Source organism: Kaistella palustris DSM 21579, from assembly GCF_000422265.1.
Taxonomy (GTDB): domain Bacteria; phylum Bacteroidota; class Bacteroidia; order Flavobacteriales; family Weeksellaceae; genus Kaistella; species Kaistella palustris.
The window spans coordinates 312,014-324,381 of the sequence record NZ_AULL01000013.1 but is presented as its reverse complement, the minus strand read 5'-3'; the positions used below and the strand labels follow the sequence as shown (position 1 = coordinate 324,381).

14 protein-coding genes are annotated in these 12,368 nt (G+C 43.7%); 1 reads left to right on the top strand and 13 read right to left on the bottom strand.

Annotated elements, in window-relative coordinates; genetic code table 11:
- Positions 1–31: 31 nt before the first annotated feature.
- The 8 genes from nuoF to H562_RS0104880 all read right to left on the bottom strand — a co-directional run bounded on the left by nuoF (position 32) and on the right by H562_RS0104880 (position 6,194).
- Positions 32–1,381 (bottom strand): NADH-quinone oxidoreductase subunit NuoF, encoded by a 1,350-nt coding sequence (gene nuoF, locus H562_RS0104915; RefSeq protein WP_027376484.1) that lies wholly within the window; start codon positions 1,379–1,381, stop codon positions 32–34.
- Positions 1,382–1,396: 15 nt separating this feature from the next.
- Positions 1,397–1,906: an NADH-quinone oxidoreductase subunit NuoE family protein gene (locus H562_RS0104910; RefSeq protein WP_027376483.1), complete on the bottom strand. Its 510-nt coding sequence runs from the start codon at positions 1,904–1,906 to the stop codon at positions 1,397–1,399.
- Positions 1,907–1,995: 89 nt separating this feature from the next.
- Positions 1,996–3,219 carry an NADH-quinone oxidoreductase subunit D gene (locus tag H562_RS0104905; protein WP_027376482.1) on the bottom strand — a complete coding sequence of 408 codons (1,224 nt, stop codon included), beginning with the start codon at positions 3,217–3,219 and terminating at the stop codon, positions 1,996–1,998.
- A 27-nt stretch (positions 3,220–3,246) separates the two neighbouring features.
- The gene (locus H562_RS0104900; RefSeq protein ID WP_027376481.1) at positions 3,247–3,747 is read right to left on the bottom strand and encodes an NADH-quinone oxidoreductase subunit C; all 501 of its coding nucleotides are present in this window, start codon (positions 3,745–3,747) and stop codon (positions 3,247–3,249) included.
- 4 nt (positions 3,748–3,751) lie between these two features.
- Positions 3,752–4,309, bottom strand: coding sequence for an NADH-quinone oxidoreductase subunit B (locus H562_RS0104895; protein ID WP_027376480.1), 558 nt, complete (start codon positions 4,307–4,309; stop codon positions 3,752–3,754).
- A gap of 46 nt (positions 4,310–4,355) precedes the next feature.
- The gene (locus H562_RS0104890) at positions 4,356–4,727 is read right to left on the bottom strand and encodes an NADH-quinone oxidoreductase subunit A (RefSeq protein ID WP_027376479.1); all 372 of its coding nucleotides are present in this window, start codon (positions 4,725–4,727) and stop codon (positions 4,356–4,358) included.
- A gap of 113 nt (positions 4,728–4,840) precedes the next feature.
- The gene (locus H562_RS0104885; protein ID WP_027376478.1) at positions 4,841–5,038 is read right to left on the bottom strand and encodes a hypothetical protein; all 198 of its coding nucleotides are present in this window, start codon (positions 5,036–5,038) and stop codon (positions 4,841–4,843) included.
- A 28-nt stretch (positions 5,039–5,066) separates the two neighbouring features.
- Positions 5,067–6,194, bottom strand: coding sequence for a hypothetical protein (locus H562_RS0104880; protein ID WP_027376477.1), 1,128 nt, complete (start codon positions 6,192–6,194; stop codon positions 5,067–5,069).
- A gap of 111 nt (positions 6,195–6,305) precedes the next feature.
- On the opposite strand from H562_RS0104880, the gene H562_RS0104875 reads away from it, so the two are divergent.
- A complete protein-coding gene (locus tag H562_RS0104875) occupies positions 6,306–7,013 on the top strand; it encodes a zinc metallopeptidase (RefSeq protein ID WP_027376476.1) in 708 nt (235 codons plus the stop codon).
- On the opposite strand, the gene H562_RS0104870 is transcribed toward H562_RS0104875, so the two are convergent.
- The 5 genes from H562_RS0104870 to H562_RS0104850 all read right to left on the bottom strand — a co-directional run bounded on the left by H562_RS0104870 (position 7,010) and on the right by H562_RS0104850 (position 12,326).
- Complete coding sequence (locus H562_RS0104870) at positions 7,010–7,624, bottom strand: IMPACT family protein (RefSeq protein ID WP_394330167.1); 615 nt, start codon at positions 7,622–7,624, stop codon at positions 7,010–7,012. The two genes, H562_RS0104875 and H562_RS0104870, sit on opposite strands and share 4 nt — an antisense overlap.
- A gap of 15 nt (positions 7,625–7,639) precedes the next feature.
- Positions 7,640–8,662 (bottom strand): bifunctional diaminohydroxyphosphoribosylaminopyrimidine deaminase/5-amino-6-(5-phosphoribosylamino)uracil reductase RibD, encoded by a 1,023-nt coding sequence (gene ribD, locus H562_RS0104865; RefSeq protein ID WP_027376474.1) that lies wholly within the window; start codon positions 8,660–8,662, stop codon positions 7,640–7,642.
- Between the two features lie 94 nt (positions 8,663–8,756).
- Positions 8,757–9,353, bottom strand: coding sequence for a hypothetical protein (locus H562_RS0104860; protein WP_034690670.1), 597 nt, complete (start codon positions 9,351–9,353; stop codon positions 8,757–8,759).
- 1 nt (position 9,354) lies between these two features.
- Positions 9,355–11,514, bottom strand: coding sequence for a DUF349 domain-containing protein (locus H562_RS0104855; protein ID WP_084466326.1), 2,160 nt, complete (start codon positions 11,512–11,514; stop codon positions 9,355–9,357).
- Between the two features lie 80 nt (positions 11,515–11,594).
- Positions 11,595–12,326 carry a shikimate dehydrogenase family protein gene (locus H562_RS0104850; RefSeq protein ID WP_027376471.1) on the bottom strand — a complete coding sequence of 244 codons (732 nt, stop codon included), beginning with the start codon at positions 12,324–12,326 and terminating at the stop codon, positions 11,595–11,597.
- Positions 12,327–12,368 lie beyond the last annotated feature (42 nt).

Genomic DNA, 12,368 nt, shown 5'->3' with positions numbered 1-12,368 from the left:
ATTTAAACTTACGTTTATAACTGTTTAATTCTTAAACTGCCGGCACCGGAATTGGGTCTGCGTAATTTGCCAAACCGTAATTTCTAACCTGTGCTTCCGGATTGTCGATATGCCATTCGAACTCATCGCGGAAATGACGGATCGCAGCAGCAACCGGCCAGGCAGCGGCGTCACCAAGCGGACAGATTGTATTTCCTTCGATTTTTCGCTGTACATCCCAAAGCAGATCGATGTCGGCCATTGTACCTGTACCGTTTTCAATTTTGGTAAGGATCCGCCACATCCAGCCGGTTCCTTCGCGGCAAGGCGTACACTGGCCACAACTTTCGTGCATATAAAAATGCGCTAATGTTAGGGTGTGCTTTACAACGCACTGGTCTTCATCTAAAACAATAAATCCACCGGAACCCATCATGGTTCCGCTTATGAAGCCGCCGTCTGCAAGAGATTCGTAATTCATATAGCGTGGTTCGCCATTAAGCGTCCTAAGAAGTAAATTCGCCGGCACGATCGGCACGGAACTACCGCCGGGTATACAGGCTTTCAGTCTTTTACCGTTCGGGATGCCACCACAATATTCATCAGAATAAATAAATTCTTCTACGGTAATGGTCATGTCGATCTCGTAAACTCCGGGTTTATTGATGTTTCCGCAGGCAGAAATCAGTTTAGTTCCTGTGGATTTCCCGACGCCGATCTTTGCATATTCTGCTCCCGTCATATTGATGATCGGTACCACCGCTGCAATTGTCTCCACATTATTCACCACTGTGGGTGATTCCCAGAGTCCTTTAACTGCCGGGAAAGGCGGTTTCAAACGGGGGTTGCCCCGTTTACCTTCCAGAGATTCCAGCAGCGCTGTTTCTTCGCCACAGATATAAGCTCCCGCACCGCGATGTACATAGATTTCGAGATCGTATCCGGTGCCGAGTATATTTTTCCCCAGAAATCCGGCAGCTTTCGCCTCATCGATCGCGCGTTCCAAAATATCAGGAATCCAGGAATATTCGCCACGAATGTAGATATAAGCCGTTTTCGAGTTCAGCGCAAAAGAGGAAATGATCATACCCTCGATTAGAAGGTGCGGAATGAACTCCATAAGATAGCGGTCCTTGAAAGTTCCAGGTTCGGATTCGTCGGCATTAACGACCAGGTAGCTCGGGATTCCTTCCGGCTTGGCAAGAAAACTCCACTTTAGTCCTGTTGGGAAACCCGCACCACCACGACCGCGGAGGCCGGAAGTCTTCACTTCTTCCACCACTTCCTGCGGTGTCATTTTCAGTGCTTTTTCCACAGCTTCGTAACCGCCCTGTCTGCGGTATACGTCGTATGTTCGAATTCCTTCGATATGTGCGTCTTTAAGTAAAAGCTTTTTACTCATTTTAGTTCTTAGAATTTAATCCAAAGCAAGCTGACCCTGTCTGCAAAGTTCCAGGATCTCGTCTACTTTTTCTTTTGTTAAATGTTCATGATAGAATTTGCCCAGCTGCATCATCGGTGCATATCCGCAGGCTCCCAGGCATTCTGCTGTTTTCAGGGTGAAGAGGCCGTCGGGTGTTGTTTCGCCATTCTGAATATTCAGCGTTTCTTTAATATGATTAATGATGTCATCGCTGCCATTAAGCATACATGGTCCCGTTTTGCAAACTTCCAACACGTATTTTCCCACGGGTTTCATGTTGAACATGGTATAGAAAGTAGCAACCTCGTACACTTCTATGGGTCTGATACTCAATATTTCGGCCACATAATCCATAACAGGAACGGCAAGCCAGCCGCCGAATTCTTTCTGTGCCAAATGCAGTACCGGAATCAAAGCTGATTTTTGTCTGCCCTCGGGATATCTTGCGATTATTTTTTGAACCTGTTCTAAAGTTTCAGGTCGAAAAGCTATTGTTTCACTCATTTCTTATCGTGTGAAGTGTACAATGTACAATGTACAAGGCACTTTTTAATTTTAATATTTATACAACTTAATTTGTACCGGGTACAAATTTACGCGTCCAGTTCGCCTGCGATTACGTTTAAACTGCTTAAGGTGACTACCGCATCGGAAATCACAGAGCCCGTAATCATTTCCGGGAATGCCTGATAATAAATAAAACAAGGCCGTCTGAAGTGGAGACGGTACGGTGTTCGCCCGCCATCGCTCACGAGATAAAATCCTAACTCGCCATTACCACCTTCTACGGCGTGATATACTTCGCCTTTTGGAACTTCAGTTTCGGCCATTACTATCTTGAAATGGTAGATGAGCGCTTCCATTTTGGTGTATACATCGGCTTTTTCGGGCAGATAATATTCCGGCACATCAGCATGGAAAGGGCCGGATGGCAAGTTGTTATAGGCCTGCTCAATGATTTTCAGACTTTCCCACATTTCGTGCTGGCGAACCATGAATCTGTCGTAAGTATCACCTGCTGTTCCAACCGGGATTTTAAAATCAAAATCTTCATAGGGAGAGTAGGGATGTGCCACACGCACGTCATAATCTACACCTGCCGCCCGAAGGTTTGGGCCGGTAAAACTGTAAGACAGTGCACGTTCTGCAGAAATGGCTCCTGCACCGATTGTCCGGTCCATGAAAATCCTGTTTCTTTCGAGAAGGTCAGCAAATTCCTGCAGTCTGGCCGGGAATCCTTTCAGAAATTCAGGCAGCAGTTCATGGAAACGCTCACTGAAATCTCTTTCGAAACCTCCGATTCGCCCCATGTTGGTCGTGAGCCTGCCTCCACAAACTTCTTCGTACATATCATAAATGCGTTCCCGATCCTGGAAGAGATAGGTAAAACCTGTTAAGGCGCCCGTATCAACACCTATAACTGCATTACACACAATATGGTCGGCAATTCTGGCGAGTTCCATCATAATAACACGCATATAATCTACGCGTTTTGGAACTTTTACGCCTAGAAGTTGTTCCACAGTCATATGCCAGCCCAGGTTATTGATCGGTGCTGAACAGTAGTTCATACGGTCGGTTAATGTGGTGATCTGGGTGAAGTTTCTTCTTTCAGAAATCTTTTCGAAAGCGCGGTGGATATAACCTACAGTCTGCTCGGAATGAAGGATCCTTTCACCATCCATTGTAAGGATGTTCTGGAAGATTCCGTGTGTCGCAGGGTGTGTAGGACCGAGGTTCAGCGTATATAACTGCCCGTCGATATGTTCCTTCGATTCGTTTTGGTTAAGTATATTGGAGAGTTCCTGGTCTTTCATAATTATAATAGCATTAAGCGGCGGATATTATCTTCCGAACATCACATCATCCTTGTCCAAACGGGTTCCGTCTTCCAGAGGATACTGTTTCAGCATTGGGTGATACCCAATATCCGGCTCATTTAAAATCACGCGCAAATCCGGATGACCTTTAAATTTAACACCGTAGAATTCGAAGGTTTCCCTTTCCATCCAGTTGGCACCGGCATAAAGGTCGGTCAGTGTGTCAACTTCCGCATTTTCCAGTGGCATATAGGTTTTAAGTCTTACTCGGTGGCTGTGTACAAGATTTTGTAAATGGTAGATCACACCGATTTCTTTCTTCGGCATCTCGGGGTGGTGAATCCCACAAATGTCGGTAAGGTGTATGAAATCCAGCGAACTTTCTTTCATGTGGTGTACGATCTTTTTTAAATCTTCTTTTTTAATCTCCAGCGTAAGCGTACCATAAGGTTCGGAGGCGGAGATAACAGAATCGGGGAATTCTCGTGAGATGGCTTCCAGAACGAAACTATTGGTAAATTCCATAAAATTAATTGATGTTATAAGATTCCAATAATTCTTTATATTCCGGCAGATGTCTTCTTCTCAGGCTTTCGCTCTGAGCCAGCGCCTGGACCTGCATAATTCCTTCCAGAATCTGTTCCGGTCGGGGCGGGCACCCGGGCACGTACACATCAACAGGAATAATTTTATCAATTCCCTGCAGTACCGAATACGAATCGAAAATACCTCCGCTGCATGCGCAGGCACCTACAGCGATCACCCATTTCGGTTCCGCCATCTGTGTATAAACTTCCTTCAGGATCGGACCGAGTTTTTTGGCAATAGTTCCGCAGACCATCAAAACATCGGCCTGCCGTGGCGAGAAACTCATACGCTCGCTGCCGAAACGTGCAAGGTCATAGTTCGGTGCCATGGTCGACATAAATTCGATGCCGCAACATGAGGTTGCAAATGGAAGTGGCCAAAGTGAATAAGAGCGCGCCATTCCTATGATGCTGCTCAGATTGGTGGCAAAAAAACCTTCACCTTCAAATCCCGGAGGAGAAGGCGCATTTGTATTGATTAGGGGTTTATTTTCTGACATTGTTTTAGACATTAATTAAAAAAGATTCCAAAAGCTGAGGCACAGGTTATTTGTTCCAGTCCAGTGCGCCACGCTTCAGAACGTATAAGAAACCGAGGAAAAATATGGTCACGAATGTGACTACTGCAAGGAATCCCTCCAATCCAAACTCGCGGAAATTCACAGCATAGGGATAGAAAAATACAATCTCGATATCAAAAAGCACAAAGAGGATCGCTGTAAGAAAGTAACGGATGGAAAAAGGTGTTCTCGCATCTCCCTCACTTTCCACACCACACTCAAAGTTCTTGTTTTTGTTTACCGTAGACTTATCCTGCCGCGGTCCCAGAAAATGGGCTCCAAGCAGTGAAACGCCTACAAAACCAACTGCCACTAAGGCCTGGATGATAATGGGAATATAATTTTCTGGTAAATTCATCACAACATTTTTTTCTCAAAGGCAAATTTAAGGAATTAAGATGTAAGCGTGAAATATAAGGCCTCCAAATGTTAGCGAAATGGGTGAATCGCTTAATTTAGATTTAGTAAAAATTATGCCTCTTCATTCTTGTCTCCGCCCTTCATTTTCTTTAAAACCAAATAAGCCATATAGCCAATATACAGAAACAGGAAACTTGCGAAAAGTATGTTGATGATGCTGTTCAGCCGCTCGTCCGGAACCTGGAAAAACTGGTTATAGGCCACAAACAGTACAATCATCAGCACGTAGAAATAAAGTTGCTTTTTCATAAAAATTTTGGGGAGTTTTCGGCCGTATTTATACGATTTCCAGTGAGTAGGTGCGCCGTCTTTTGTGGTTTACAGGCTTATATTCCTGCCAGAGCAGCTGCACGTTTTTGTTCTCCTCAAGTTCGGGATTGGTTTCTGCAAACTTAATTCCCATTTTGCTGAAACGTACAAAGATTTCCTTGAAGATAATGGCCGTAACTCCACGCCGCTGGTACGTTGGGTGGATGCCGATAAGATAGAAGTTGGCACGCTCGTTTTTCTTTCCGGCCTGCAGAAAATGCCACCAGCCAAACGGCCAGAGTTTTCCCGCGGCGTTTTGCAGCGCTTTGGAGTAGGAAGGCATGGTCACTGCGAATGAAACAAGCATCTTATTCTCGTCTTCTACACAGATTACATAATTTTTATCAATAAAGGGGAAATATTTCTCCTTATACGTTTTTATCTGTTCATCGGTGATCGGTGTGTAGGTTGAGAGCGAGTTGTAGGTTTGGTCGATGAGTTTAAACATCGGTTCGATATAGGGTATGATCTCTTTTTTATTTTTAAAGTCGATCACCCGAAGTTTATATTTCTGTAAAATCAGTGAACTGAATTTATCCACTTTTTCGGGCAGAATTTCAGGAAAATTCATCTCATATTCTACCCATTCCTTTTCCTTCTTAAGGCCAAGGTTTTCCAGATGCGTCGGGTAGTAATCAAAGTTATAGAGGCCGATCATAGTGGCGATCTTGTCAAATCCCATTGTAAGCATACCGGCTTTGTCCAGATTGGTAAAGCCCATCGGTCCTTCAATTTTTGAAATTTGATTTTCCCTGGCAAAATCAATCGCAGTTTGAATGAGTGCTTTGGAAACATCAGCGTCATCAACAAAATCCAGCCAGCCGAAGCGTACTTTTTTTATACCGAGCTCCGCCTCTTCTTTATGATTGATGATAACCGCGATGCGCCCAACGGTTTTTCCTGCTTTGGTGGCGAGAAACTGTTTTGCTTCCGAATAGACAAGCGCAGGATTCTGCGCGGGATTCCAGATATCTTTTTCTTCGTTGATCAGCGGCGGCACGTAGTACGGATTGTTACGGTAAAGTTCCATGGGAAACTTTATAAATTTATGGAGATCTGCTGCGGACTTTACTTCAGTCACATCAATTTCTGGCATCGTGCGGTATATTTGGGAAAACAAAGATAATCATTAAAACAAACTGTAACACTTTGGCACGTTTTTTATACTAATAATCGAATTTACGAAATCTAAAAAAACTAATTTAAAATGACAGGTTATTATTTGATTATTGGTGTTTCAATGCTCGTGAGCTGGCTGGTGTCGGCACGGTTGAAATCCAAATTTGCCCACTATTCGCAGGTACATTTGCGTAACGGCATGTCGGGCAAGGAAGTAGCGGAAAAAATGCTGAGAGACAATAACATCCACGACGTGCAGGTCATTTCAGTTCCCGGTCAGTTAACCGACCATTATAATCCGGCCAATAAAACAGTCAATCTTTCGGAAGGCGTATATATGCAGAGAAATGCCGCCGCTGCTGCCGTAGCCGCGCATGAATGTGGACACGCGGTGCAGCACGCAGTAGGTTATTCCATGTTGCAGCTTCGGTCCAAGCTTGTTCCTATGGTCAACATCAGTTCCCATTTAATGCAGTTCGTTTTAATTGCAGGTATTGCGCTGATGTTCGCAACAAGAACTATTGATAATCCGAACGGAAATACGACGGTACTTGCTGTGGGTGTCGCAATGTTTGCGTTCACAACTTTATTTGCCTTTGTAACTTTACCCGTGGAATATGATGCGAGCGACCGTGCAATGAAATGGCTGAAAACTACCGGAACCGTAACTCCAGAGGAGTATGTGGGGGTAAAAGATTCACTTACCTGGGCTGCAAGAACATACGTTGTTGCCGCGCTGGGTTCGCTCGCACAGCTTCTGTACTGGGCATCTTTGCTTATGGGCAGACGGGACTAATCCTCATAAAACTTAAAAGAAATTTGCTGCATCTCGGACAATTGTTCCGAGATGTTTTCTTTTTGTGCTGTGGCGAGCCGCGCAATGATCGTACACTCTTCTTCCGCCAGGAAATCCAGAACTTTCGCATTTGATTTATTAAGCAAAGTGAAGACCTGATTCTGTTGCGCGAAACCGAAGTTGATCTCAATATCGCTTTCCACTTCCTTGGTGATGACCTCCGCGGCGTCCAGCGTTAATTTTGCGGTCTCTTTATATGCTTTTACCAAACCTGCAACTCCCAGTTTGGTGCCGCCATAATACCGAACTACAATAACAAGTATGTTGGTAACTTCGTGTGCCAGCAGTTGGTTGTAAATTGGCAGACCTGCACTTCCGCCAGGTTCACCATCATCGTTGGCACGGTAATTTTCGCCCTGCAGTCCAAGGCGGAAAGCATAGCAGTGGTGTGTGGCCTTTGGATGGGCAGTTCTTATTTTTTCAAGACTGTTCCTGACATCGGATTCATTGAAAACGGGAAAACCAAAGCCGATGAATTTGCTGCCTTTCTCTTTGAGCAGAATATCAGCCACCGGATTTTTAAGAGTTTTAAAACTAAAGTTTTCCAAAATATATATTTTTACAGTTCAGGTATTTCTATAAAACCCGATGATATTGTCCCTAAACCTTTTGGAGTAATCCGGTTTGCGCGCAAATACGGGCGCGCAAGTTCCGTTATGTAAATTCAGTTCTTCATTTTTAATGATCATCAGTTCATCCCAGAGATCTGCCTGCAAAAACTGAGTCAGCGTATAGTTTCCACCTTCTATGAGGACAGACTGAATATTTTCTTCATAAAGCTTCAGCATCAGGTTTTGCAGGAAGTTTTCCCGGCCGGTCTTTATGAATTTAATATTCCCGCGGATTTCATCTTTTATTTCATTAAAGATAATACTCGGAGCTTCGTCATTATAAATATGGAAGGTCGGCGGTACTTTCAATTGCAGATCAAGTAAAATCCGGATGGGATTTTTGCCGGCCAGTTCGCGAACAGTCAAGGTAGGATTGTCGGTAAGCGCCGTTTTCGTGCCCACAAGAATCGACTGTTCTTCGCTTCTGATCCCGTGCACAAACTGTTTTGTTAATGAATTTCCGATCTGTGTAGGTCTGAAATTCTGATCTAGAAAACCATCTGCCGACTGTGCCCATTTCAGAAGCAAATAGGGTCTCTTTTTTTGGTGAAAAGTGAAAAACCTTTTGTTAAGTTCCCGACATTCTTTTTCCAAAACGCCCGTAATTACCTCAATTCCGGCTTTTTCCAGAATTTCTTTTCCCCTGCCGTTAACTTTTTCATTTGTGTCCAGCGTACCAATGATTACTTTTTTAAAACCCATTTCCACGAGCAGATTGGCACATGGCGGGGTTTTGCCGAAATGTGAGCAGGGTTCGAGCGAGACGTAGATGGTAGATTCCTTCAGCAACTCTTTATTTTTTACGGAAGCGATCGCGTTCACTTCCGCATGGCTCTCACCAGCCTTGTGGTGATATCCTTCACCAATGATGCGTCCCCTGTGCACGATCACACTCCCAACAAGCGGATTGGGATATGTTCTTCCCAAAGCTTTTTCTGCCAGTTCTATGCAGCGGCGCATATAAATTTCGTGAATCATTTTTCGGTTTTAATGAAAGGCCAATAAAGCAGGATGCCTTTAAATAGAAAAACACCCAACTTATGCCGGGTGTTTTGAAAGTTTGTTATAATTTTCAATTCTGAGATGCATCGGCAACTTTGATCTCGGGAATTTTGTATTCAATCATTGTGGCTACTAAGTGATCACGCTGTTTGGCCAGTGCTCTCGCCGCTGATTTTTGGTCGCCGTACATACGCCGGGCATAAGCCAAAATTAAAAAACTCTTTTGGGTCCCGTTGTCAAACTGTTTAAATCGGTAGACATTATATTCCACGAACGGTGAACCTTTCTGCGGGTTTTCTGAAACAAAAAAATCCACCACATATTCTTTGCCGTCCGGACTTTCTGTAACATTTACTTTTGCAAATTTGTCCTTTTCTTCGCGGTTTTGTATTGATTCCACTTTTTGGCGCACTGCGAGTTCCATATCGATTTCTTTGTTAAAAAACGAAAAGTCCAGAAGCTGCGTGAAATCGTCGATCTGCTCATCGCGTGGCAGAAACTGCTGGCGGAAAAGTGTTTTAGACGGCTGTTTGCTCCAGGTGAGAAAATATTCGGTGCCGTCATAATCAATCGGGCCCGGAACCGACAGCAGATCAACTGCAGCGTCCTGTGCCTTTAAAAATGAAAGCGCGCCCAGCATAAATATAAAACAGATTTTCTTTACCATATTATTGATTTTCGCCGGCAAGAATGCTGTGCAGGCTTTTCTTCATACTCTCCAGTTGCGATTTTTTTGCGTCGATCCTTTCAAAAGTATCCTTAAGCAAAGGGTTATCACGGGAGGAATTGCTGAAGAAGCCAAGATTATTTTCCATCTTCACGATCTCCGCCTCCAGATCGCTGATCTGATTTTTTATTTTACGTGCCTTGTCGGTAACCTGATTTTCAGAAAGTCCTTCTTCCTTCAGAGCATAACCTTCAATTTTGTTCAGTTTTAGCTTTTCGCGTAAAGTTTTGTTGAACTCTGTATTGATAGCAATTTTTTCGCGTGGTACTTTCCCGATATTATTCCAGCTGTTTTTGATCTGCTCGATTTTTTCTACACTGCCCACTTCATCGGTAACTGCTTTAAGGTCTTCCAGAAGCTCCTGTTTCTTTTTGTAGTTCTCTTTCCAGTTATCGCCGGCTGTATTGTTTTTTTCGCGGTAATTATTGAAAAAAGTGTTGCAGGCCTCGCGGAAGTCATCCCAAACTTTATTTGTCATGCTTCGCGGCACGTGACCGATTTTTTTCCAGTCGTCCTGCAGTTTTTTGAAAAGCGGTACAATCACATCCCAGTCTTCGGAAAGCATGTTGTCTTTGGCGGTTTGTATGAGTTTCAGCTTTTCGTCGAGGTTAGTCTGCTGTGAGTTTTTCAGTCCTTTATAGAACTCATTTTTCTTTGTATTGAAGTTTCGCAGGTGTTGTTTGAAATCGTTCCAGTTTTGGTTGGAAACCTTTCGTGGTACACTGCCGAGTTTCAGGAATTCTGTGCGCAGTTCTTCGATTCTTTTAATGGAAAGCTGCCAGTAATTGTGGTTCGGCTCTTTTTCGGGGGAAGAAATTCTTTTGATCTCTTCGATGATCTTGTTTTTCTTCTCCAGGTTTTCATTCTGTTCGCCTTCGATCTGCGCCGAAAGTTGAGATTTTCTGTCATGGATCCTGTTTGAAATTTCTTTGAACTCATCCCAGGTTTTTTCACGGAATTCTTCGGCCACAGGTTCAGCTTCTTCTTTCCACAATTTGTGCAGATACTGCAGTTCATTCAGCGCTTTCTGTACAGCGGGCTCGGTTTCCAGCTCTTTTGCCCTGCTGATGATGTGCTGCCGTTTTTCCAGATTGTGCGCAAATTCCTGCTCCATATATTCCTTATTCATATCCAGCATCTGGTAAAACTGGTTCAGGTGATGGAAATAATTATTGTTCAGCAGTTTAAATTCAGACTTTGCGACCTGACCTGCATTTTTCCAGTCTTCTTTGATGGCGCGGATGGCTTTAAAAAGATTGGTGCCAGGTTCGGTATTGGTATATAAATTCTTTAAATTCTCAATGATTGTCTGGCGTTCCTCCAGATTCTTGCCGTGATTTTCTTCCTGTTTTTTGGTATAGGCGTCGTTCTTTTCACGGAAGATATTGATCAGGGCAGAAAGTTTGGCTTGCCCGGGATGCTGGAAATTAAAATTTTCGTCGGCATTTCCTCCTGCTGTAAAGTTCGATCTTTCTTTTTCGGTTTCTTCCTGGATCAGGTGATTGGCCTGCTCTTTAAGCTGATTAAAGTCGCGATAGTGCGCACCGGCATCTTCTCTGTTTACCAGATTTTCTAGTTCATTCAAAATTTCATTCAACGACAGATTTTTTGCGGCAACCTTTTCACTTGTGGAGGAATCTGTTTTTGGAGCGCCTTCGTCTGCTTTTGCCGGGTCTATTTCGGAAAGTACTTTAGAATCGGCAGGTGCCGGTGTTGATTTCTGCGTGTCAACATCAGCCTGGTGTTCAGGTTCTTCCTGAAGAATTTCCGCCGGTGCTGTTTTATCTTCCGATGTTTCAACTTCTGCTTTATCTTCAGGAGCTGCTTTTTCATTGGTTTGCTGAGGTGCGTGGTCTTCCTGAGCTTCTTCAGTTCTTTCGGTCGCCGTGTTATTGTCGCCAGAAGTCTCATCAGCCGATTCGGCGGAAGTTTGCTGATTGCCTGCTTCCGATGATGTAGGTTCTTCAGTTATCGCAACAGGGGCTTCCTGCTGAGATTCCGGAGCATTTTCAGTGGGTTTTTCGGCGGTGTTTTCCGGTGAAACCTCTTCGGTCAAAGGCGCTTTTTCGTTGTGGTCAGAGATTGAATCTTCTGTAATCATATCGAACGTGGTATTAATTTAAAAAGAAAAAAGGCTTTCACCGTACTTCGCGGCAAACAGAGCACTAAATTAACTTATTTTTATTTACAATTCCAAATTTCCCAATTTTTTTCGGCCTGCTGCTCAAGCATATAATATCCGTTCACGGTTTGTGCGCCACGCGCTGCAGCATTTTGCAGAAAAGCTGTAAACTCCGGATTGTAGATGAGATCAATAACGAGATGCTGTTGCGAAAGCCCTTCAAAAGGAAAATCCAGGCAATCCTGCACATTAGGGAAAGTACCTACCGGCGTACACTGAATGATCAGCAGGTTTTCCGCAACATTTTCCGCTGTTAAATTTTTGAAGTTGAGGTCACCGCTGCGGTAAACGCTCTGAAAAGGGATCTGCAGTTTGTTCAGCACATAATATACGGCTTTTGCGGCGCCGCCATTACCCAAAACCAAGGCTGAAGTATGCTGAGTTTTGCGGTGTAGAAGTAGTGTTTTTTCAAAACCGTTGGCGTCTGTGTTATAGCCTTTACGTATGTTATCTTTGATCACAATGCAGTTTACCGCACCAATTTTTTCAGCTTCGTCGCTGAGTTCATCCAGAAAAGGTAATATTTTTTCTTTATACGGAATGGTCACGTTCAAGCCAATAAGAGTGGGTTCGGCGAAAACCCTGTTTACTTCAGAAATATCTTCTATGTCAAAGATTTCGTATCTGTAATTCTTCAGCATCAGCTGGCGGAATTTATTTTCAAAATATTTTTTCGAAAATGAATAGGAAATATTTTTGCCGATGATACCTAATTTATTTACTTCTTCCATGCCTCAAAAATAAAAAAAGACCAGCGATAAACACTGGCCTTT

Bases quoted from the DNA above. Each gene is read 5' to 3' on its own strand.
- nuoF (WP_027376484.1), bottom strand. From the start codon at position 1,381: ATGAGTAAAAAGCTTTTACTTAAAGACGCACATATCGAAGGAATTCGA.
- H562_RS0104910 (WP_027376483.1), bottom strand. From the start codon at position 1,906: ATGAGTGAAACAATAGCTTTTCGACCTGAAACTTTAGAACAGGTTCAA.
- H562_RS0104905 (WP_027376482.1), bottom strand. From the start codon at position 3,219: ATGAAAGACCAGGAACTCTCCAATATACTTAACCAAAACGAATCGAAG.
- H562_RS0104900 (WP_027376481.1), bottom strand. From the start codon at position 3,747: ATGGAATTTACCAATAGTTTCGTTCTGGAAGCCATCTCACGAGAATTC.
- H562_RS0104895 (WP_027376480.1), bottom strand. From the start codon at position 4,309: ATGTCAGAAAATAAACCCCTAATCAATACAAATGCGCCTTCTCCTCCG.
- H562_RS0104890 (WP_027376479.1), bottom strand. From the start codon at position 4,727: ATGAATTTACCAGAAAATTATATTCCCATTATCATCCAGGCCTTAGTG.
- H562_RS0104885 (WP_027376478.1), bottom strand. From the start codon at position 5,038: ATGAAAAAGCAACTTTATTTCTACGTGCTGATGATTGTACTGTTTGTG.
- H562_RS0104880 (WP_027376477.1), bottom strand. From the start codon at position 6,194: ATGCCAGAAATTGATGTGACTGAAGTAAAGTCCGCAGCAGATCTCCAT.
- H562_RS0104875 (WP_027376476.1), top strand. From the start codon at position 6,306: ATGACAGGTTATTATTTGATTATTGGTGTTTCAATGCTCGTGAGCTGG.
- ribD (WP_027376474.1), bottom strand. From the start codon at position 8,662: ATGATTCACGAAATTTATATGCGCCGCTGCATAGAACTGGCAGAAAAA.
- H562_RS0104860 (WP_034690670.1), bottom strand. From the start codon at position 9,353: ATGGTAAAGAAAATCTGTTTTATATTTATGCTGGGCGCGCTTTCATTT.
- H562_RS0104855 (WP_084466326.1), bottom strand. From the start codon at position 11,514: ATGATTACAGAAGATTCAATCTCTGACCACAACGAAAAAGCGCCTTTG.
- H562_RS0104850 (WP_027376471.1), bottom strand. From the start codon at position 12,326: ATGGAAGAAGTAAATAAATTAGGTATCATCGGCAAAAATATTTCCTAT.